Genomic DNA, 24,329 nt, shown 5'->3' on the forward strand with positions numbered 1-24,329 from the left:
TTTATTAAATACTATCTTAATAATAATTCTACTAAACAGGCAGCTTGCTAATATTGCCAAGCAAGAACATCTTAACTGTTGCAAAGTCAATAGCATCTACACTTCCGTCATTATTAACATCAGCTAGCTTCATTCCATTCTTTCCTGGGAATGTGCTTATTTGACCCATAAGATATTGCTTGATAATAGCAAAGTCGATAGCATCCACAATGTTATCACCATTAACATCTCCGTAAACCCCTGCATTAGTCTCTCCAACAAATGTAACAACTGATTTTGCTGGTATTGTAGCTGTAAAGCTATTTCCGCTTATTGATATCTTTGAACCTGCAGCTAAATCTTGTGATGCAGAAGTTGTATATGGTATAACAGAATCAGCTTCAAAGCCTTGTAGATTATAGGATATAGATTGACTAGATGAACCATCATTCAAAGCAACTACTGCAAATTTTCCTGTCACTGGATCCTTGTACGCAGTTACATAAACACCTGACACTGGATTTTTGGTAGCGTCAAATCTAACCCATCCTGGTCTTACAAATCTTGAATACTGTCCAATGGTAAATAATCTTTTACCAACCTTGTAATTTTTTGAGTTCATGTCCATTTGTATTAGGCCTTCGCCGTTCCATGTTTTGTAGCACGCACCCCACCAATACATCCAAGCATTTCCTTGAGTTACAGTCATAAAATCATAGACCTGTTTTGCCCATTTCAAGCCATCATTAATTGTAAGATCATTACCATTCAAATCAGACACTTCTGTCATCCAAATTCCTTTTCCCTTTGCCTTAGTAGTTGGAAGTGTATTATAATAATTACCATAATTATGTACGCCCACAATATCTGTCCTTGTAACAGCAACAGGATCATTTAAGCAGTCTACAGCATATGATTCATTAAATTGTGAGTTTTCGCTCATAACAACCTTTGCTGTTATACCTTCCTTATCAAAGGTAGGAACCAAATAGTCTTTCATAAATGTTTTGAACTGAGCAGCTGTCCATTTACATGAAGAGTACGAAGTTTCAAGGTCAGGTTCATTTTGAATTCCTATATGAGTAATCTCAATACCAAATTTTGATTTGTAGTTTTTTATATTTTCTGCTAAATATGTAGCATAAGCCTGATACATATCTGATCTAAGAGATCCTCCTACAACTGAACCATTTGTTTTCATCCATGCTGGTGGGCTCCATACTGTATAAAGCAATTTATCAACACCATATTCTTCCTGAATGGTTCTATACATAGGTATTTGGTCATCGTTTTTTTCATTCCAGTCCCAAGTATTAGCAGAAGGCTGCATAGTCTTGTTTGGTCCGTCCTGTGCACCTCCCCATGTACCGCCATCACCTAAAATTGAACGGAATATTGAAAAACCTGCTCCTTTTTCTGTTGAAAATAGTAAGTCGTATATTTCCTTTTGTTTAGTCTCTCCTAAAAGAGCAATGTTATTTGATTGATGAAAAGCTTCTGATACACCAAAGCCATCAATAACTTGATACTCTTTGTTCCAATCAAGAGTAACTGTGGAAGCTGCATACAAATTTGTAGGTACTAGCATTGTTAATAGCAGCGTCAAAACAATAGCAAGACTGATTAAACGAGTTGTTTTTTTCATAATGAAATCCCCCTGTTTAAATTATTAGTATTACTCAAAATTACTGCAATCCCCTGAAATATCAAATTAAATAATCTTTTGTTTATTAGCACACCTCATAATAAAAGTGTGGCTAATCAAAGGTACTAGCAATGCTTTCGCATTACACGCAACTTACTTTAAAATTTTTAGTCTGATTTCACCCCTTTATAATTTATTTAGGTTTATGGATACCTAGAATCCAAAGCTGTTTTGTTAATTCAATTAATAAATAAGCCGTTACCAAAAGGAATATCTGTACATATTTTGAATAGATATTCCTTTTGATTTGCAATACACCAGATAAACTTGCTTTAATGCTTGTTTAAATTGACTATATATTTAATTTTGTATTAAGATTTTTTAGGTAATGAATCAATATTTCCAATTAAGTAGCTTTTTAAAATTGCAAAGTCTATGGCATTAACTTCACCATCAACATTTAAATCTGCTGCTGATAAGTTCACATTATCAGGCTTATCCCCTAATAGTATTTTTTTCAGCAATGCAAAGTCAATAGCATCAATGCTGTTATCTTCATTTAGGTCACCGTACTTAATTTCAGGTGTAGGTGTACCACCTTCTGGCTCTTCTCCCCATAAGAGTTTTCCATCGTCATATACAGGTATATATGGTGTTAAGCCTGCAAAAGAAGTAGCTTTGTAATCTGGTGGACCACTTAAATTCTGATAAGACCAGTCATTGTCATTTGAACCTATATTCATATCTTTATACTTTATTTGTACAGTGGCATCTTTTTCGCACATTTCCCACTCAGTAGGCATAATCCTTGTTCCAGTAAAATCTACAGTAAAGTAGTAGATATTATCTTTGTATTGCTTTAAACCAATCAGTTTTGCGCCCTGATGATCTAATAGCTTTAATTCAACATCATCTAAGCCTTTACCAGCCTCAAACAATTCTGAAAGATCCATATAATAACGAACTGAAAGTTTATCTTTCATAGTAGGTGGCCATGCAGAACGGTTGTTAATCTGGAACATGATATTTGTTGTACCATAACCTTCATAAATTATCCATCCACGGCAGAAATACTCTACTATATCATCCTGAGGATCTCTAAAATCTTCAGGCTGTGGCCAATTTTCAAGAGGGTCTCCCCCATACATATCATACATTTTAGCTAATGAACCAACAAAACCTGCATTATAATCAGTTGCAACTTCATTGAGCATGTAATCCTTGATATCATCTTTCCAGCTGTCATCTGAGCCAGGTCCTCCAACTAATGCACCATATAGAATATGTCTATGGAAGCTAGGTGTTTCAAGCTGGCTTGTCCAAGAACCATGAGCAGTCCTATGATGTGGATGAACTGGTGCATTTTCACCAAATCCAACTACATAGCTACCGCCGCGTGGATTATCTCCTAATGCGTAGTTTACTTGTCTTTCAGCAAAATCATGGTATTTCTGTTTTTTAGATGGTGTACATACAGTATCATCATCAGACCATACAAATGCTAAAAAGGCTGCTGTTGTAGCATAACGTAAAGAACCCCACTGTGAAAGCCAAGCCAAACCTCCTGGAGTATATGTAATACTTCCATCTGGCATCCAAGAATCTAAGTTCTTTTCAACAACCTTTATGTATTCAGGATCTTTTGTTAACTGTGCAAGCTTAAGTCCTGCACCGTAGCTAACATCATCCCAGCAGTGAGTATGTCCGCCTCCTAATTTTGTTGGTGGCAATAGTTCTTTAGCTTTATCAAGATAAGTAGAATCATTAGTCTTTATGTACAGCCAAATAGCACCCCAAGCTAAATCATCAATATAACCGCCTGATGGATACAAAGTATCAAGAGGATTTTTTCCTCTATATTTATCACCAAAAGCAAAACATTGCTTAGCATGTTTTAAACATTTTTCTGCATATTCTGGATCAGTTTTTTCAAAGATAAGAGATGCAATAGCTAAAGCTGCTGCTGTGGAACCTGCAACATCAGACCCTGGAGTTTGAGCATTAAGTACAAAGGATTTTCTGTCTGTCATATAATCCAGCATTTCATGTGGTACCCAAACAGAGTGGTCAGACGCTTCATATCCACACATGTAATATAAAACTTCAGGACTTGGATTTGCTTTGATAAAGAAGTCAGTAGCCCATTTTATTTCATCTAAAATGTCGTCTATTTGTCCTGACCTTTCAAAAGCATCACGATATTCATACACTGCCCATCCTAATTGACCTGCGGCATATGACATAGGGTGAGTAAATTTAATACCATCTCCTGCGTCAGCCCAACCTCCTGTTAAATCCAGACCAACATCTTTGCCATCATCCATAGCAGCATCAGCTCGATAAGGCAAGATATAGTCATCAGGTAAGTCTCCAAGTCGATTGGCCTTGTAGAAAAGAATAGCTTTTTGCATTGCTTCACCATAATTGTAGTAAGAGCCTCCAGTACGTGGTGAGCTAGCAGATTGTGTTTCTGGAACATAAGCAAATAATGTCAACAACAAAGAAGTCACAAGTACTAAAGCTGTTGACCGGAAAAACTTCTTGTGTGAAATATCACATTTCATTTTCCCCATAATTATTATCTCCCCTTTTTTTATTTTATTTTTTATTGCAAAAATTGTATTATCATAGAAAACTTTGTTATTAAAAAACATAATTGTGTGAAAGCTTAACAAATTGACTTTAGTCATAATATTCTTCTACTGTAAATCATTATTAATTTACTATTTAATTATACAATGCAGCAGGAATTCTGTACAGGCCAATTTTACTGTATTTAAAGCTTCTTAGTAAAAAATGCCATAACATTAACCCAATTTAATTTCATAGAAAAATAATCTTTTTGATGACAATAATATCGTTAGAAAGCATGTCAAAAAAAGTATTTTTTCACGCTCTTATACTAACAAACTTATGTACTAAAAAGAGCAAAGCAAAAAATAGTATATGTTAGCAGTAAACTACTTAAATAATACTCCTAAACAATATATGTATAGTTCTCTCCTAAAATTGACGTTGAAATAATTAAGGTGAAGAACAAGCACTTCCACCGACCGTATCATCAAGACATCCTGTCTCGGGTCAATACTCACAGCTACTTACTTCCGCTGTATCGGCTACAATGTTTTTTCTTCACCCACTATTTCTAGCATCAATTTCTAACTGAACTTCTGAATTATATATTACTGCTTAGTACTATTTCTTAATAAGACATCGCAATACAAAAAATGTTGTTTTTAAGCATCCTCAAGCAAAGTAAGCAAGCAAAACTACTCTCTAATTATTTAGGCCAATCACACAGCATTAATAGTTTACTTGTCGTAAAGCCTACAGAATACCGGTTACAGGAACCACGATTGTGAATGTGTACAGCAGCAAAGCTACTTGTATGAATAATGCTAGTTTCTTGCACTTACAAATTCTAGCAATTTAATATCATTGATAATTATGAGTTACAAAAAGCTAGGTTAATATGTTATATAGTAATAACTGCTTCTACAGTTATTACCACCCCATCATATTGCATTTTATAGCAGAAAAGTTGTTTTTACTTTCAAAGGACATTGAAATTCCTTTTTCATGGAATCTTATTTCAAAAATCTCTTTTGTTGGAATTCTAGTAAACAGAGTTTCAAACCTGAAAGTATCTTCCTTTATCCATGCACCTGCGCAAGATATATCATTATATTGCAGAAATACTTTTTTATCTTCTTTATTAAGACCTGCTTGATTGTCAATCCATTTTTGATAACCAATTTCTGCCGTATAACTCTCATTTCCTAATGTCATTGTAACTTTATTTGTATCAGCAAAATCAAAAATTATCTTTGTAAGCTTAATCGGGTTTTCAGATACTTCATATTCTCTTCTTGAAACTTTATCAGCTATTGGTGACGTTGCTTCTCCCGCCGGTGCTTTGTATATTAAGCTGGACAATTTCTCTTCTAAGGCCATCTGACTTTCTTTGTCTTCTGGAACTGTATCCTTTGAAATATCATCCTTCATTGCAGGTAATAATATATCCCATACACAGCTTAAAATAGTTTGAGTATCCTCTTCACCTGACTGCATAGCTAATATTGCATCTTGATTTGGCATTACAATACAAAATTGTCCGAAAGCACCGTCTGCACGATAAACACCCTCTGGCTGACAACGCCAGAATTGATATCCATACCCTTGAATCCAGTCTTTAGGCCATTGGTCAGCAGTTTCTGGATTTGACAGAGACTCAATAACCTTTGATGACGCTTTTTTAATCCATTCAGAATTTAAAAGTTGTTTTCCTTCCCATACTCCATTATTTAATAAGAACGTACCAAATTTAGCAACATCCTCTGTTTTTGCATTCAGACCAAATCCCCCTGTACTTATACCTTTTGGGCATAATTCCCACCAGACATTAGAAATACCCAGAGGCTCAAATAGTCTAGGCTGTAAATAATCATATAAAGTTATCCCTGTAATTTTTTGAAGGATTGCTGACAGCATATAGGTTGCTGGAGTATTATAAACGAATATGCTTCCAGGTTCACAATCAACATATGAAGTCAAAAACAAATATACCCAATCCTGGCCTTCTTTCATAATATCTGGCTCTACTGAATGACCAGTACACATATTCAGCAAATGCTTAATCTTCATTTTCTTCATGTTTTCACATGGTTGGCATGGCAATTTGTCTTTAAAATAAGATACTACATAGTCTTCAACAGTGAGTAACCCTTCCTGAACAGCAAATCCAATTGCTATTGAGGTAAAGCTTTTGCTTAAGGAATAAAGTTCATGATTATATTCGGGCTTGAACGGTTTCCACCAGCCTTCAGCCACAACCTTGTTATGACGCATCAACATAAATGAATGAATAGAGAGCTGCTTCTCTTCCAACACGTTAATAAAATTTAAAATAGCCTTTGGATCTACTCCCATTTCGTAAGGTTTTGCCCGTAGTAACTTCTTGTTTTCCATAATCAATCTCCTTTATATAATTTATTAAACTCATACTGTATTCCTAATAAAAAATCTCGTATTTCTGTTTTTATTCATTAAAATAACCCTATGTAGCGGATATTAATGTAATTATTTATTATTTCCTTCAATAATCCTGTTACAAACATTAAAATACGATAAACACAAATAATACAGTCACCTGATTAACTTTTATACCTAACAATGCATGTTAACGAGGTGTCTAAAATTTTACCGTTTAAACTACTGGATACCTAACATTTCAATGTTAACTCCCACCTCTCCCAAATAATCAAAGCTATAGTCCCCGCCAAATAGCAGAGAATATCTTTTATATCAAAGGAAGTACCCATAATTGTGGCAGCAAATTTATTATCACGGAGGTTTAGTATATCTATAATTCGAAAATATTGTGCCATTTCAACAACAAAAGCAAAAAGGAATATGTATAAGGGCAAGTGCTTTATTGGTTTTCCAATAAAGGCCCTTATCATTGTGTACAATAAAATTACCACCAAAAAATCACCAAAATATGGTCTAATAATTTTGTCATGCACAAATAAAGCAATTATAATTTCAATTATCAATAAGCAAATAAAAGCAAACAAATATTTCTTATTTATTTTCACTATGCATCTCCTTTACAGCTTTTCTTGAAGTCAATTACTGTCGACTAAATATTAGATTTTATTGACAATTACCATATATATTGTATCACTTTTGCTCCCTTCAACACCATTTATTTTGAGCCAAAAAAACAAAATGTAATAAAATTATAATTATATAATTTTGCTCCGCCTTCTTAGCAGAAATTGCATATAAATAGATAGTTCTTTATAAATAATTATACGAATAATCTTGTGGATTAGAGTTCTAATGGACTTTTACCAGAATAAGTTATCAAGTTAACTTCTTCTTTTCATTTCCTTCACTATATACAAATAATATTTTTGAGTTATAATATTAACAAGCATAATCATTAATAAAATAGTATTAATATTTTAAGAAACAATAGACATAGTTCGTAAACGAGAATAAATTAATACTTTATACATATAAATTGCATCAATCTAAGGAGGTATAATTTAATGGATAAATTAGTATATAAAAAAGTATCGGATTCTAAGACCGAGCAGATACAAATACTTATGCCCGAACACATAAATGGCTTTAACCGCCTCTTTGGAGGAAAGCTAATGGAATGGATTGATGTTGTTGCTGCAGTAGTAGCCAGAAGACATTCAGGCTGTAATGTAACTACTGCTTCAGTAGATAATCTGCAATTTAAAGCAGCAGCATATATAAACAGCACTATCTTTTTAAGCGGCCAAGTAACATATGTTGGTACTACCTCTATGGAAGTCCGTGTAACTACTTATGTCGAAAAGCTAAACGGCGTAAGACAGATGATTAATAGAGCATATTTGGTTTTAGTAGCATTAGACGAAAATGATAATCCAGTTCGTGTTCCCGGTCTTATACTTGAAACAGATGAAGAAAGACTTGAATGGGAAGCTGGTGAAAAGCGCAGAGAACTTAGAAAACAAAGAAGACTTGAAGCATACTAACTCTTTACGTTTGCTTATGCTTGGTCTCTTTATCTTATAAAAAGTCTTGGTCAAGCTTTAAGCAATACTGAAAATATGTTAAATTATATGTTTAAACATAATTTAACTGTTAAATATATTGGTTTTCGGCTTAAGCCCAATAATGTACATTTCATTTAACAATTGAGGATTGCCTCCATATGCAATTATTATTAACACAACATTTCGCATATGAAATTTGCAGGCATTCCTCAATTTATTTAGTCAAACACAGCTTCGTCAAATAACTAAAATTTTTAACAAATTTTCTTTCAAAGAAACTTTCTGTATAAACAAATGCATCCTTAAAAACACATGATTTTATCATAACTATTTAGGAAATAATAGCATTTACATTTTTATAATTCTTATTCAATCAGTTCCCTTTATCTCATTTTCTATGATATAAATGACAAAGGAATGTTATTAATTTTGTAAATCACATTATAATTAATAGTATTACCCAATTAAATCACATAAAGCTTGCGTAATAACACAATCATTCATTATTAAGAAATTATCACCCTTGCAAGAACCTTACCTAATACTACACCTGCTAAGCAAAATAAAATGCTTAAAACAACATTAAGAATTGCAAGAAATGTATTTCCATTTTGATATAGGTTTATTGTCTCTAGACTAAAGGTTGAGAAAGTAGTAAACCCACCTAATATTCCTGTAGTTAAAAACAACAGTAATTTCTTATTATTTGGATTTTGAACGGCTAATATTTCGACCAACAAACCTATCAAAAAAGAACCAAGTATATTAATTATAAGTGTAGAAACAGGAAAAGTACTAGTATTATATCTATTAATTAATAATGAGAGCAAATATCTTGAGGCAGCGCCTATAAATCCTCCGCAGCCCACCACAAACGAATTTAGCATGTTGTAACTCCTTCTGTATTATTATAAAATATGCTTATTATTTTATTTTTTTGTGTATTTGGAATACAAATTAATTATTTTTTATTCTTATATTTATTTTAACTCTTTTACTTTATCTCTTGTGCTTCTTAACAAAGATTGACCGTATAAATTATTATCTTCAAGCCCATTTTCAATCAAAAGTATATCTTATTCTGATTAAATGAGTATTACCAAACTTCGCACATATGAATCTTGGTAAGGCAGAATCATTATTGGTTTATTATGGCTTATTGAAAAAACAACTCAAAAATATAGTTATTGCTTACATGTTGTACTTTTCAGTCAATTATAACACAAGTAGTTTTCGCCAATGTGGGTGGTTTTTCTTATTTTCTTAAATGAGTTTTTGAGTTCATATGTGCCTTAAGCATTATATTCAATTGCAAAGGTCGATAATATTATTATAAGCCGGCTTATAAGAAAAACACACTTATAAACCGGCTTTTAATGTTTGATTAATAAAAAGGCTGACTAAATTATCATTATATGTAATTATATATTTTAAGTATTGAACTTTAAATAAGCAATTGAATTTAAGCATTTGATAAACTTCATATATCTACTTAACTTTAATAGTGCCATCAGTACGGGTTACATTGTCTATCTTCAGCATTTTACCATTTCCAACAGCTCCACCATCTGTAAATTGAATTTTGGTGTTTCCGCTTGAACCAACTATTTTAAAAGTTATTGTTGCAAACGTACCATCTTTGTTAATTAGCTGATTTCCAACTGTGTCATCAAGAAATAATACGCTTATTTTACCATTCTTTTCATCGATGGAACTAGAAAAGTTTACTTTTGGATTAGAAATTATTTTTCCAGCTGTAATTGATTCTGCTTTAAGTACATTGGTATCATACTTTAAGTAAAAATTACAAGTTCCTACATCACCAACTTTTGAAACATCTTTAAAGTTTACTGGAATAGAAACAGTACTTCCTTTTTTACCAGAAGCATCACCAACAGTTATAGACAGTGCAGGTGAATTAGATTTAACCTTTGCTGCGCTTTCTTGTGTACTAACTTTTCCACTTGAATTTGTGCCCAATTGTTCATTGGAAATAGTTTGTGATGATTCATTAAGAACCTTCGCTGGCATTTGTATATCCATTGCAATTGGTGGAATCAGTATCAAGCTGAAAATTACTACAACCATCACTGCTACGGTCAATACAATTCTTTTCATTATAACCACCCTATATAGTTTTTTCTCAATTTTTTCAAATGCAATCCTAAAATCCATGCACAATATTTCATGCAAGAAATCAAGGAAATATACATTCTTTGACAGAAATTGTATGAGGTCGACCAACTTTCTAAAAAATTGAGTTAATTAATTATACCATACTTTTTACTAAAAGTAACAGATTGTTTTTAAATATTACATGAATCTCCAAAGCCACCATGATATATAAAACAAAAAGCCAGACATATCTCTGACTTTTAGTTTTATGAAATAAGTTAGTCTTTTGTTAACAATCCATTGGTAAGTTTAACAAATAAAGGGGGTCTTCACCTATTATTTATAAAATCAATTTCTGACCGAGTTTCGCAAATAAATATATTACTACTTAGTACTATTTCTCGCACTAATTATCTGTGTACATAAATTGTTGATTTAACAACCCATTTATATAGTTTTTCATTCAGTTGAATCATCATCTTGCCAAACCCCTGTGTAAGGATTATATGCACATTCTACTGTGCTAGCATACCAGTCCTTGTTGCAATCATTTGACTGAGCAATAGGTCTGCAATCATAGCATGCATATCGGTATTCACAATCCTTACATTTTTTCACGTCATCCTTTGTAGTATTCCAACACTTCTGAAGATCAGACCCGTTAAGTATCTCACTTAATGAAGAATCAAGTATATTCCCGCAAATTTCATTACGAGCAAATATACAAGGAAAAACATCTCCTGTTGAGCTCACTGCAATTTTCCCAGCTAGACAGCTATGGTATTTATGTGCTTTCCAAAATTCCTCAGCACTTGTATAGAAAGGAGGTCTTATTTTAGGATTTTTGTATTTAGTAGGCAAAAGCTTCTCATCATCCCCTCTTCCAGTAGGACGAACAACATCTAGCTTAGTAGCGGGCAGGCCTAAATCTTCTAATAATTTCAATATATTATCAGCCTCATTTTCGTTTGTTTTCATAATAATTGAAGCAATACGAATAGGAATACCTGCATCTAAAATTTTTCTGACGGCACTCATTGTTTTATTAAAGCTGCCTGAATGTAGTGTTACTTGGTCATGTACCTCAGCATTATCAGCGTAAATGGTTGTTGCAATATTCACATTTTGCTGCTTAAAAAAATCTATACAAGATTGATCAATTAGAGTTGCATTTGTATATATTTCAATAAACTCATATCCTTCTTCATTTGCCTTAATTACAAGTTCCCTCCACTTCGGATAAAGCAGCGGCTCTCCACCAATAAGCTGTATTGAGGTAGCCCCTTCTTTGCGAGCTTCACTAATTAAAGACATCCATCTCTCATGGGGTACCTTATCATCATTTCTGCAGGCATCACTAGAACTATAACAATGTAGGCATTTATTATTGCACTTTGAAGTAAGTTCAAGCCATAAAAAAGACAGCCTCTGTTCTTCAGCTTCTGTATTCTTCATTGATTTATCTTCAGGTTTATTGATGTAGATTGCTCCTAGTCCTCTATATGTTAATTGATCTATAAATTCCAACACATTTTTATTTTCTGGCAGCTTTATATCAATTACCTCATCGATAGGTTCTCCTTGACATTTCTCTAATAGCTGCAGCGCATCAGGATTAATTGAAAAAACCTTACCCGATTTAAAATCATAAATTGCACCTCTACAAGCTCCCTTTACCAATTGGCAATGTGCATTCAGCCTATAATACAAGTTATCTCCCCCCAATAATTATTTTGAGAGTGAACCTCCCCCTTTCACTCTCATTATTCTAAAAACTGAATCCTATGTTTATTACATGAAAACTTGAATCATTCATTTGCTTCTGAAAGTACACTATTTGTTAAATTTTAAAATCAACTTTCTCAATTGAAATTATAGGTGTCAGACCTTATCAAATGAGAATTTATATAACGGCTTAAAATTAAGTTAATGTATTTCTAATTATTTTAGGAACCTTGCAGGATAAAATTATAATACCAATTTACTAGTACTCTCACTTCAGCAACCAATTGCATTTTTGAAACTTTAAAGTGCACCATATAAGCACCAGCTATATTTTAGTTATTTTTATAACAGAACTTTATAATTTTCCTGCACAATAGTTCCATGTGCGAAAGTTCTTTTAAATTTGCTTCATAAAATCTGATGTATAGTATACATGCGTTTAAGCTGTGTACTATGTTAAATATACTTTATGGAGCACAATTAGGCAGACACTGACTTGGAGGACATGGTCTGCATTGGCTTGGTGGACATGGCCTGCACTGGCTTGGCGGACATGGCCTACATTGACTTGGAGGGCATGGTCTGCACTGGCTTGGCGGGCATGGCCTGCATTGGTTTGGCGGACATGGCCTACATTGGTTTGGCGGACATGGTCTGCATTGGCTTGGTGGACATGGCCTACATTGGTTTGGTGGACATGGTCTGCATTGGCTTGGTGGGCATGGCCTACATTGATTTGGTGGACACGGCCTGCATTGGCTTGGTGGACATGGTCTGCATTGCTGAGGAGAACAGCCTGGCAACGGTGGACAAGGAATAATTATAATTGGTTCACGAACATCGGATTCATCATAATAATCATCTTCCGAATAGGAATCTTCATATTCACCGTCATCACACCAATCTACAATTTCCGGTCTGTAAACTGGCCTCATGTCATCATTATCATACATTAATCATCTCTCCAATCATACAAGATAAATATTATTTTATGTTACCCTATATCATATTCATGAGGCAGTTATGTAGTTACACATCAATGATTCGGTTCATAGTTCTGTAGTTTTAATTATCAGATTTTTATATGATTTTTATCTGCTTTCATTGATAAACCAGAAAAAGTTACCTTGGTCATTGGGCTTATAAAAACTAGAAATATTTCGTTCAGCATTGGTTAGTTTCTTTTCAGTTTGAAAAGGTTTGGATTTTAAAAGTCATAGATTTAAAAAGTCTTGGATTTGATAAGTCTTAGATTTAAAAAGTCTTAAAATTTAAAAATTTGGGGGTTGAAATAGTTTTGGTTAAGAAAAGTGTATCCCCCACTAACTTTTATTAATATAGATAGTTAAAAAACTGTAGGCTGCTGCGTTTTCACGCAGCAGCCTACAGTTTTAACGCCTGCTAAATAATTCGGCAAGCAGTTTTTTTATTAAATTAAGCCTGAGTTTTTCAAAATCTTATTAATGATTGATGCTACCTCTCCACGGGTAATATTGCTTTGAGGTTCAATCATTTTTGTATTTGTACCAGATATTATATTATTCTTTATACAAGCAGCAATAGCCATCTTTGACCAGCTTGATACCTTGTTAGAATCCTTAAAACTGCTTAATATGTTGTTTAATTCATTTTCATTTAAATCAGTTTTTATTCCAGCAAGTTTCATAGCCTTTGCAACAATTACTAAAGCTTCTTGACGAGTAATTTTGCTGTTTGGTTTAAATGAATTGTCTGCATAGCCAGATACTAAACCATATTCATAAGCTATACTTATTGAATCATAGTATGCAGAAGCTTTTGTCACATCAATGAAGCTATCCACTCCTGCACCACTTCTATATAGACCTAAAGCCTTTACAACTGAGTCAACAAACTCGCCTCTGTTAATACTTAAATTAGGTTCAAATTTATCACCCACAGTACCGCTCAAAATAAGTCTTGAAGTAACTACATTTACTGCATCCTTTGACCAATGCTTCTCTACATCACTGTAAGCTTTGTTATTAGCAATTACAGCATATGTACTATTTGTCATGCTCTTTATCTTAGCATAATACTTACCATCAATATATACTATTGAGGTTGGAATATGAGAGAAGCTACCATCTGTATTAATTATAACAGCTGTAGAAATTTCTTTTGGGTTAATATCATCAGGAATTGCTATCAATCTCTCAATAAAGCTGTCAAATTTTGATACATCAATAGTCTTATCTCCATTAGTCACTGTAATTTCAAACTCTATAGGCTTTGCCACAAGCTTATACTTATTCTTTTTAGCATTCTCTTCGGCTAAAGCAATTTTCTCATCAGATGACTCTGCGATTTTAATACTTATAGTTATGTCCTTTAAATCTGAACCCAACGCTAACGCTATTTTTTCAATGTCAATTTTTGAAGCAGGAAGAATGTAGGTTCCATTTTCAGTATTAATTTGCAGTACAGCATTTTTTGTTTTCAGTTCTTTGAAGGTTACACCTTCAAACCTGCCTTCAACAATATTAGAACCATTTTTAACATCAATAGTAATAGTCAAAATATTGTCTTTGAGAATTTTACTAATTTCATCTTCTATTATCTCAAGTATAGTATGTTTTTTGCCTTTTATAACTTCTGATATTATTTTTGCAAATTTATCATTCTTGCCATTGATTTTAATTTTATCATCATTTGGTGTCGTGCCAGTGCCAGAACCGGAGCCTGAGTTAGAACCTGAACCAGAACCATTGTCAGTATTTGAGCCTTTTGTTGACACTAATTTTACAACACCTATTTTAACCAAACTAGACCAGCTATTACCTGAAATATCATTCCAAATAGCAACACTGTCTCTTATACCATTGCTGTTATCTGAATTATTAACTTGTAGGTCAAAACCAATAACAGTTCCTTCTTTAGCATCAATCTTATCTAAGTCAATAGCAGCTTCTACAATATAACCTGTTTCAGTAACAATTGCTGCTGATGTAAGAGCGCTTCCTCCAGGGTTACTTCCAAAGCTCTGCTCATTGTCAAAATTAATTCTATATTGACCGTCATCATCACCATAAATGTCAGTCTTATCATTTTTTTGGTCAACAAATATTTCAATAGAATCCTGCTGGTATGTATCCTTGCTTTCTTTATGCAAGCTGCCGTCAGTAACTACAGCATATACATAAAGCTTGTTTTCATCCCACATAGTTCTTGCTACAGCAGTTGCTCCTGATGTTCCAGTTATAAATTTATTAACACTAATCTCATTAGCATTATCCCATATTTTATCCTTAGTACCATCTATTGTAGGTGTACCTTTTATAGCTTCAGTTGCACTAACGGCTTCACTGAGAGTTAATTTTCCAATATTGGCTTTGCTTGTGTCCTGATTATTTGTTATATCATTCCATGAAACCATTTTTCCATTTCCATCAACAAAGCGAATATCAAAAGAAACTTTTTCGTCTAAAACAACAGTCGAAGTTAATGGGATTTTTGCTTCAAGAATATAACCTTTTTCAGTCTCAACTGTTTTAAAATTACTATTTGAGTTTTTGCGTTCAAAGGTTGTTTTTGTATCATTTACAAATACATCTATTGAACCTGACTTATTAGTAGAAGCATCTGTTACCTCTGCAAATACATATAGATTGTTTTCATCCCAACGTACTCTAAATGAACCTATATAGCCATTATCACCTTGCACTGAAATTGGCGCATTTGATTCCCAAAGAAGTTCGCTATTTCCATCAATCTTAGGTGTTCCTTTAGGTGTTGATAAATTCTTTATTAAAATTGGCAGATTTGCAGAATATTCTTTATACTCTGGATTTGCCAAAACAACACCCCAGTATGCATATTTCGCTTGTTGATTTGTGTCAAAAAGAAGCGGTTTCTCCAGTCTTGTTATTGGGAAAGTAGATAACCATGTATTAGCATCAGAAATTCCCCATATAGCAACACTGCTTATGCAATCTTTTTTCTTATCTATGTCTAAAAGTCCTTCAAATAGCTGCTTGTAACGATATCCTTGTTCTAGAAGTACTTCTTCCGGAACATCCTTATTAGCTGTTGACTTAGCGAAATCACTTACACTGTCATCATAGTTACTTACATCAAGTTCAGTAACCTGATTGTCAAGACCTGCATCTGCAAATTTCTCAATAGAAGCGATAATAGAACTTACAGATGGAGAAGTACGGCCTATATGGCACTGATGACCCACACCATCAATCAGAGGTTCATCTTTATTTATCTCTTGTACAAGATTATATAAGAAATCACGTTTTGAAGGTTGTTCTGTATTGTAATCATTAATATAAAGCTTACCAGTATAGCCTTTTGCATATAATTCATCCTTTGCAGTTTTAAAGGCTACCTTGATATAATCCTTACCAGTTATTACATACCACTTGCTTCTGCGCATTCCATCAGGCTCAGCTGGGTCAATAACCTCATTAACCACATCATAATAGTCAATGTATTCTCCATATCTATTAATTATCAGCTTTATATAAGCTTTCAATCTATTAAGCACCAATTCTTTGTTGGCAGCCTGCTTTACAGGATCCTTCTCTATTAGAACCAAATTTCCATTTTCATCTGTTGTTGTTAAATCATTCCCGTTTTCATCTGTAAAGAGCCAGTCAGGTGTCTGACTATGCCATACTAAGGTGTGCCAACGCCACTTCAAATTATTAGCTTCTGTATATTCTTTAATATAATCTGAAAAATCTAAATTTAAATTTGCTTCTGTGATGTCCTCAAGGGCAAGGAATGTATTAGGTAATATTGACTCTGGCTTATTATCATTTCCCGCTACCATGCTATTAAAATGCTTCTTGAGCAAATCACCTGAAGATCCAGTATACTCACCAGGTACTACTGATGCTCCCATTTCGAAATATTTTTCATATACATCCTTTAATGAAGGAATATCAGTCTGTATTCCTGAAGGTGGTATATATGTAACACAGAAATCATCAATGTAGAAGGATGCTGTATCTCCCCTTGATTCTATGTACAAGCTTACTTCATCAGCATCATATGCCATTAAGTAATCAAAATTAAGATTAACCCAACCTTCACTTTCTGTTACAACAAATGGATTGCTCACAGAACCAAAAAGATTAGTATATTTTGTGTCACCATCTTTAGTATAAGCCATTGAAACAATGATTCCTGATTGTTCGCTGCCAGGTGCTATTTTCAGCCAAGTGGAAATATTATATTTTGAACCCTGAAGCATTTTTCCACTTACATCAATAATAGGACCGTCAATTTCATCCTCTCTGTCACTAACAAGTAAACTATATGTTCCTGCTTTTTTATCAGCATTTGTTACTGTAACATTACAACCTAATCTTGATGTAAAGCCCTGAGTGGTCTTGTCTTCAAATCCTATATTAGGTACACCAGCTCCTGGAGATGCAATATATATATCATCAATATAGAATGAATCATATGGGTCACTGCTTTCAAAGTACAAGGTTTGATCTACCATGTCTTCAGTAAATGAATATGTACCTTTAATTTCATGCCATTCACTATCATTAATGCTGCCAGTTGAAGCAACCTGTTTATATTCTGTGCTTGCTCCGCCAGCTGTTGCTTTTTGCTGCATTGTTAAACTAATTGCACTAGGTGTTGTTGATGCACATATAGATTTAACCTTTGCTGTAACTGTGTAAATTACATCCTTGTCCAACTTTCCTAAAGCATTTATGCTTGCACCATGCCAATTTTGACTTCGTCCTGTTACCTTTATACTGTTTGGTAATGATGTGGCTGCCTCTGCAGAAACAGCAACATTAACACCGTCTCCTCTTGGACTCCATCCTTGTGTTGTTCCATTGTCAAAATTATATTCATAACTCTTTATATTACTTGATGCTTCTGGTTTTGAATTATCTAAACTTACTAATGTGAAAGTTACGTCATCAAGATAATAGTCAGGTGTATTATTGCTATCAGCAGATTCAATTTTTATACTGCTAGCAACCATTATTTTAGACAATGTGAATGTTCCCTCAAGCTTTGTCCATTCGCTAGAAGTAACATTATCATTTGCTGTAAGCTGATCATAAGCATCACCATCTGCACCTTTATCAGTATGCTGGTGGGTTATCTTAAGAGCACTTCTTTCTGCTGACACAAGCTTTACATAACCCTCAATCTTGTATTTTCCTGCTGGAAATGAAGTAATATTGAGCATTGCTCCTTGCCAATTTGCAGAAGAATTTGATGACTTTAGTCCATACGAACCACTATTAGCCGCAACTGTATCATTAACTACTTCAACAGTGCTGACTAATCCTTCCCAACCTTGAGAAGAACCATCTTCAAAATCATATTTTTTTGTGTCACCAGCCTCAGCAAATAAAGTATCTGCTGCTTGAACATCTGACATGCTCATTGGTAATAATGATGTTAAAACTATCGCTATTACCAAAAGCAGACTTAGTTTTTTTGACATGTTCCTACCTCCTAAATTTGATATGTGTTTTATTGCACTGGTATTTGCCTAAAAAGCTCCGATATATTGAATATTGACTGAATCCCCTTTTCAAACACACATAATATATCGACTGAAATCCCCTTTTCAAATTTACAAAAATTTTAGCTTTGTATAAATCCTTACTCCATAATATGCTTATAACTATTATCCACTGCAACAGTGCAGCTATTCTAACACTAATATCAGTGGCAGTATTAGCGTGGCAGACAATAGAGTAAGCATTTCTTCTCAAAATGCTATTTAGGCAAACCAAGTGCAAAATAATAGTATATTATAATATGCTATTATTTCAAACAATACAATTAAATTGATACCTATTTAAATTATGATATTTAATCTATCTTCTTGATTTCTTGCTAAATGTTCTTAGGGAAATATATTAAGCAGAGTTTTAGTAAATTTACTTTGCAACACTTAGAAATGCTTTTAATTTGAGCATTCTTAATATACTATAATTTCCCTAAAAGCCATTAGAATAAGCATATGGAAACTTCCATTAATTTAGGAAATACTATATCATAAATATAAATCTATACACAATATATAAATCTATACAAAACATATAAAATACTAATATGTTTAGAAATGTAATGGAGACATTTGATTTTTATAAACGTTATTTACTTTACTATTAGCTTATAACAATAAATGTTTTGATAACAAGTGTAGAAAATATATAATGAATTGTATTCAGCAATACTAAAGACTTATTATTCTGGGGAAATCTAAAAAATATCATATCTTGTATAGTATGTTTTTATTATATTTAAAGATCTTACAATAATAACCAATAAAATTCACTTTCCAACAATAGCTGATAAAACACCCCTAAAATCATATAATATGCTGCAATATCTATTTGTAAGCTTCGTAAAAACAAGTTATAATTGTAATATAATTGATATTTTAATCATAGTTGTTAATTTTCTGCACCTTGAAAATAGAAAAATCTTATCTTTAGTGGCCTATTTATCCGTCGTATTAATTACATTATTGATGCAGCAACACAAATATTAATATAATTTGATGTTGAATTGTATCAATATATTTTTTGAGTTTTTATCCACTAGCATATTGTTAACTTAAATATTACAGGAGGAATTTTGTATGAAAAGAAGTCGCTTACTAATTTTGTCATTAGTAATAGCACTTGCTGCAAGTGTTTTTTCAATGACAATAGTCTCCGCAGCAACACTTTACGGTGATTTAAACCAAGATGGTGCAATAGATGCCATAGATTTTGCTTTAATGAAAGGTCATCTTTTAGGTAATACTGAATTATCTGATCTTAAAGCTGCAGATTTAGATGCAGATGGTTCTGTTAATGCACTTGATTACTCATTATTGAAGCAATATTTACTTAAGGTAATTGATAAGTTCCCAGCTGATAAAGGCACAGAAGAAGGAAAGAAAACTGAAGCTGAGAAATTGCTTGGAGATATAATTTTCTCTGTTCCTGGTTCAACCTTCCAGAACTCTATTTCAGTATCTTTAAGTACAAAAATTTCAAATGCTGAAATACGTTATACAACTGATGGAAGCATTCCTACAATTAATTCACCAGTTTATAAGAATCCTTTAACGCTTACAAAAACCACTCAAGTAAGAGCTCAAGCTTTTGTAAATGGAGCTGCAAGTGGCAAGGTGGGTACAGCAGTTTATATATGCACTTCAATAAATACCACTCATGATTTACCTATTGTAATTATTGATTCCTATGGTGCTGGAAAAGCAGGTAAAGAAGATTATTTAGAGGCTGCAATCATGGTAATGGAGCCTAAAAACAATCAAGCTTCATTATTGCAAGCTCCTACAATTGCTACAAGAGGTGGCTACCATATTCGTGGACAATCCTCCTCAAATTTTGAAAAGGCACCTTATAGACTCGAATTCTGGGATAACAAAGGTGACGATGCAAAATATTCAATAATGGGTCTCCCTGCAGATGGAGACTGGTGTTTACTTTCACCATATCCGGATAAATCCCTTATCCGTAATGCCTTAGCATATGAACTTGGAAATATAATGGGATTAGAAACACCTGGCTATACATTTGTAGAGGTATATATCAATACTGATAATCAGCCGGTATCTTCTTCCGACTACCAAGGTGTTTACTTGTTAACTGAAAAAATAGAAATAGACAAGGATCGTCTAAACATTGCGAAATTAAAAAAAGAAGATTTAACTGAGCCAAATATTACAGGTGGTTACTTAATGCAGTTCAATATGATGGCAGCAGAACCTCCATTAATCAGAGGTAACGGATGGTCTGACCTTGAACTTACAGAGCCTGATGATGCTCTTCCTGAGCAAATTGCTTGGATAACAAATTACATTCAAAAAACTCACAATGCTATCCACAGTGCAAACCCATCAGATCCAAATACCGGTTATCCTGCATACATAGATGTTGATTCATTTGTAGATTATATAATCGTAAATGAAATGGCACGCCAAGGTGACTCATACATGCGTAGTACAAGAATATTTAAAGACAGAGGTCAAAAGCTAAAAGCCGGACCTCTCTGGGACTTTGACCTTGGCTTTGATTGTGTCGCTGGTTTTGGCTGGGGCGGTGGAGGATCTTCTAATGTACAAGGATGGCAGTTCCAACCTATGTTCGGTACAAACTCGACTGTTGATTGGTACTACACATTAATGAAGGATCCAAGCTTCCAGCAAAAAATTGCAGCCCGTTGGAGTTCATTACGCAGCGGTCCTCTATCTGATAATAATTTGAAGGCATTGATACAAAGGTTATCAAGTCCGTTGTCAAACGGTGCAAAGCGTAACTTCCAAAAATGGAATATCTTAAACACTTCTATGGTAGGTGGTTTTGGAACACAAACTACACAGACTTGGGAGCAGCAGATAGATATTCTTCAAAGATTTGTAATCAATAGAGCTGCTTGGCTAGACACATCTGGTTGGAAGCCTACAACTACTAACCCATGGGGATTTTAGAGTTATAAATAGTAGTTTGTTTCTTACAAATGTGGTTTTAACACATATTGAGTTTATGGCTTCAGATGTAGTTCTTTATATGTAGTTTTTATGTGTAGTTCTTCATCCGAAACTTCGAATGGTTAATTGCCATAATGCAGATAGCATATATATGTGTTATCTGCATTATGTACCGGATAAGTACCCACTAAATTTAAGATGAGTATACTCATTTATTAACATATCATTGGCAATTGTTGCGCATGGCAATTGCCAAAAGAAGCAAATTATATTCTAACCAATACCTGTAGAGCACTTTAATTTTTGGGTTTCAAAGCAGGCTTACATGCAAAGTAGATATTTAAATAGTTTTATATAAAAAAATACAGTAACCAGACAAATGTCTTGTTACTGTTATTTTTTATTCAATATATCATATTCAATATATCAATGGTTTGCTCACGAAATTTCTGCTGAAATAGTGCGGTGGAGAAACAAGCACTTCCGCCGAACGTATACCACTCGACATCCTGTCTCGAGCTAATACTCACAGCTACTTTACTTTCGCTGTGTCGGCTACAATACTTGCTCTTCACCTATTATTTCTAGCATCAATTTCTATTCAAGCTTATCCATTAATATATAATTGCACTCGCGTACTATTTATATAGTATTTCTTGTTTTTTTATACAATATCATCACAAATGTATTAACTGTAATTGTCTTTTGCCATTTCGATTGTGTATTAACGCCACAGAAAAGCCCCAGTTTTGGTATAAAATATATCTCATGTACTTCTCAAATATATATTACACAACCAGAAAATTACTTTGCTTAAGGTTTAGTTACATTTGTTACCTCTAGGTAATCTAAATTAGGGCCTCCTGTTGCTACAATAGAAGAAGCTCTTATTTTATTTATACCAGCATTAAGATTTGCATTTATAGTTACATCTTGCCAAGTGGTCCATACTCCTGTAGAAAAGAAGCTTAAACTGCTGATTACAGTATTTCCATTAACCTCTATTTTCATAGGACGATCAGCCGTTGTACCATTTGCATATCTAAACTTTAGTTTATACAAACCTGCCTTTTCAGCATTAACAGTCCATTCAATATAGCTTGTTGTATCATTGTTTAAATTGCAATAACCTTCCCCTATAAAGCCACCGTTAATTGTCTCTTTTACGCCGTTGAAAATATAAGCATCTTCAGCCTGATATATTGTTGAAATTTCTGTATTTCCCTCATCTACAGGAAATTCTGTAATGGCTCCTAGAAGATACTTTTTCATTAATGCAAAATCTAATGCATTTATGTTGCCATCTCCATCAAGGTCAGCAGCAATTTTGTCATCTACATCTGGGAAATCACTAATTACACCGAGTAAGAATTGCTTCATAAGTGCAAAATCTATTGCATCAATATTTCCATCTCCATTTAAATCACCAGCTTTGTCCTTTTCTTTAGAATCGAAAAGACCCTGCCTTTGTATATCCTCAACAATTAAACGTGCCAGTTCAGTTGCACCTGCTCTATTAGGATGAACAGCATCCCCACTCATAAATAAGGAAAGGGTTGCATTTGGCCCAATACTTGTGAAATATCTAGAACTTAAAACATTTAGGTCTACTAGTGGAACATTTTCTTCTCTTGCAAGTGCAAGTGTGGAGTTTCTATAATATCTGCCTTCAGAATTATGTACATTTGAGGAATTGAAATCTGTTGATCTTCCCTGGGGAGTTACCAATATTATAGTAGCACCCTTTGCAACTGTTTGTTTCACCATATCTCTCATTATTTCTTTAAATTGTGCCTCAGTTGTATTGTTTTTTGCTGCTGTATCGTTTATTCCGAATTCTAATAAGAAGTAATCTCCTGGCTTAATGTATTTAAGGATTGTTTCAAACTGACCATCATCCCTAAAGCCTCTTGCACACTGCCCACTGGCAGCTATATTTCTTATTTGAAATTCTTTCGTATCTATAAACCTATGAAGCATTTGCCCCCATCCAGCTTGTGCACTAGTGTCTATTGGATAGTAATTGCAGGCTGTTGAGTCTCCTCCTACATATATAGTTCTGTTTGTCACTGCATTATCTGATATTTTTTTAATTGTAAGAGCACTTAGTGTAAAGGCTGTTCCTTCTTTACCTTCAGTAACCAATATATTTAACTGCCCATCTGTTATTGGAATTTGAAATTTATCCTTTGCACAATTTCCAGTCATATTAATAATTTGAAACACACCTTCTGCAGCAACACTTGCTCTTGAAGTATTTCCCAATGTCACTTCAATCTCATAGAGTCCATTTGGCAAGTCTACGTTAAAAGTATTTGTACTTTTTGTACCAAAGGCCAAAAATTGAACAGCATCACTTGTAAGCCCACTGCCTGATGCTGTTACATTTTTCATATTTGCTGGAGTATTAAAACCATATCCTCTTGCAGCACTGTAAGCAGTGGTTGCACTAACACCAATATATCCTGGCTCTACTGCTCCACCACCAAAATCGAACTTATATTCAGTTGCCGCTGTTGCATTAAATCCATTTGTATTGCAGGCAATTGTTGTTGTGAAAATGACAGCACACAAAAACTTGCATATTTTATTTTTCAACATAAGTTCTCCCTCACATAAATTATTTTTTTAAAAATTAGTAATCTTTTTATAATCAAATAATCTTTCATACTTGAATTTTTTTAATTACAATCAGCTTTCATATAAAAAGCTATTATTTTATAAATAACATACCTCTTTATGCGATAAATCTGCCAACTAAATTCTACTATTAAAATTAATATATAATTTTCTTGGACTTCTTTAAAGCTACCTCCACTTATCATACAGAAGAGTGGAGGCAGCTGCT

At 33.6% G+C, this 24,329-nt stretch carries 12 protein-coding genes; 3 read left to right on the forward strand and 9 right to left on the reverse strand.

Going from position 1 to position 24,329, the window contains the following annotated elements; translation table 11 throughout:
• Positions 1-31: 31 nt before the first annotated feature.
• From EHE19_RS11050 to EHE19_RS11065, 4 genes are all read right to left on the reverse strand, one after another.
• Positions 32-1,624, reverse strand: coding sequence for a dockerin type I domain-containing protein (locus tag EHE19_RS11050; protein WP_137695885.1), 1,593 nt, complete (start codon positions 1,622-1,624; stop codon positions 32-34).
• A gap of 371 nt (positions 1,625-1,995) precedes the next feature.
• Positions 1,996-4,197 carry a glycoside hydrolase family 9 protein gene (locus EHE19_RS11055; RefSeq protein ID WP_137695884.1) on the reverse strand — a complete coding sequence of 734 codons (2,202 nt, stop codon included), beginning with the start codon at positions 4,195-4,197 and terminating at the stop codon, positions 1,996-1,998.
• Between the two features lie 931 nt (positions 4,198-5,128).
• Positions 5,129-6,592 (reverse strand): serine hydrolase domain-containing protein, encoded by a 1,464-nt coding sequence (locus tag EHE19_RS11060; protein ID WP_137695883.1) that lies wholly within the window; start codon positions 6,590-6,592, stop codon positions 5,129-5,131.
• A 254-nt stretch (positions 6,593-6,846) separates the two neighbouring features.
• Positions 6,847-7,221: a ribosomal maturation YjgA family protein gene (locus EHE19_RS11065; protein WP_137695882.1), complete on the reverse strand. Its 375-nt coding sequence runs from the start codon at positions 7,219-7,221 to the stop codon at positions 6,847-6,849.
• A gap of 459 nt (positions 7,222-7,680) precedes the next feature.
• On the opposite strand from EHE19_RS11065, the gene EHE19_RS11070 reads away from it, so the two are divergent.
• Positions 7,681-8,160: an acyl-CoA thioesterase gene (locus EHE19_RS11070; RefSeq protein ID WP_137695881.1), complete on the forward strand. Its 480-nt coding sequence runs from the start codon at positions 7,681-7,683 to the stop codon at positions 8,158-8,160.
• Between the two features lie 527 nt (positions 8,161-8,687).
• On the opposite strand, the gene crcB is transcribed toward EHE19_RS11070, so the two are convergent.
• The 3 genes from crcB to EHE19_RS11085 form a co-directional block, all read right to left on the reverse strand.
• Complete coding sequence (crcB, locus tag EHE19_RS11075) at positions 8,688-9,068, reverse strand: fluoride efflux transporter CrcB (protein WP_137695880.1); 381 nt, start codon at positions 9,066-9,068, stop codon at positions 8,688-8,690.
• Positions 9,069-9,669: 601 nt separating this feature from the next.
• Positions 9,670-10,299 (reverse strand): cohesin domain-containing protein, encoded by a 630-nt coding sequence (locus EHE19_RS11080; protein ID WP_171003469.1) that lies wholly within the window; start codon positions 10,297-10,299, stop codon positions 9,670-9,672.
• A gap of 456 nt (positions 10,300-10,755) precedes the next feature.
• Complete coding sequence (locus EHE19_RS11085; RefSeq protein ID WP_137695878.1) at positions 10,756-12,006, reverse strand: radical SAM protein; 1,251 nt, start codon at positions 12,004-12,006, stop codon at positions 10,756-10,758.
• A gap of 520 nt (positions 12,007-12,526) precedes the next feature.
• Here EHE19_RS11085 and EHE19_RS11090 point away from each other — a divergent pair.
• Positions 12,527-12,841 (forward strand): hypothetical protein, encoded by a 315-nt coding sequence (locus tag EHE19_RS11090; RefSeq protein WP_171003468.1) that lies wholly within the window; start codon positions 12,527-12,529, stop codon positions 12,839-12,841.
• Positions 12,842-13,450: 609 nt separating this feature from the next.
• Here the strand turns inward: EHE19_RS11090 and EHE19_RS11095 are convergent.
• Positions 13,451-18,472 carry an endo-1,4-beta-xylanase gene (locus EHE19_RS11095; protein ID WP_137695877.1) on the reverse strand — a complete coding sequence of 1,674 codons (5,022 nt, stop codon included), beginning with the start codon at positions 18,470-18,472 and terminating at the stop codon, positions 13,451-13,453.
• A gap of 1,149 nt (positions 18,473-19,621) precedes the next feature.
• Between EHE19_RS11095 and EHE19_RS11100 the strand changes: the two genes are divergently transcribed.
• Complete coding sequence (locus EHE19_RS11100; RefSeq protein WP_137695876.1) at positions 19,622-21,481, forward strand: CotH kinase family protein; 1,860 nt, start codon at positions 19,622-19,624, stop codon at positions 21,479-21,481.
• Between the two features lie 813 nt (positions 21,482-22,294).
• Here the strand turns inward: EHE19_RS11100 and EHE19_RS11105 are convergent.
• On the reverse strand, positions 22,295-24,082 hold the full coding sequence (locus EHE19_RS11105) for a dockerin type I domain-containing protein (RefSeq protein WP_137695875.1): 1,788 nt from the start codon (positions 24,080-24,082) through the stop codon (positions 22,295-22,297).
• Positions 24,083-24,329 lie beyond the last annotated feature (247 nt).

It is taken from the genome of Ruminiclostridium herbifermentans, from assembly GCF_005473905.2.
GTDB classification, from domain to species: Bacteria; Bacillota; Clostridia; order Acetivibrionales; family DSM-1351; genus Ruminiclostridium; species Ruminiclostridium herbifermentans.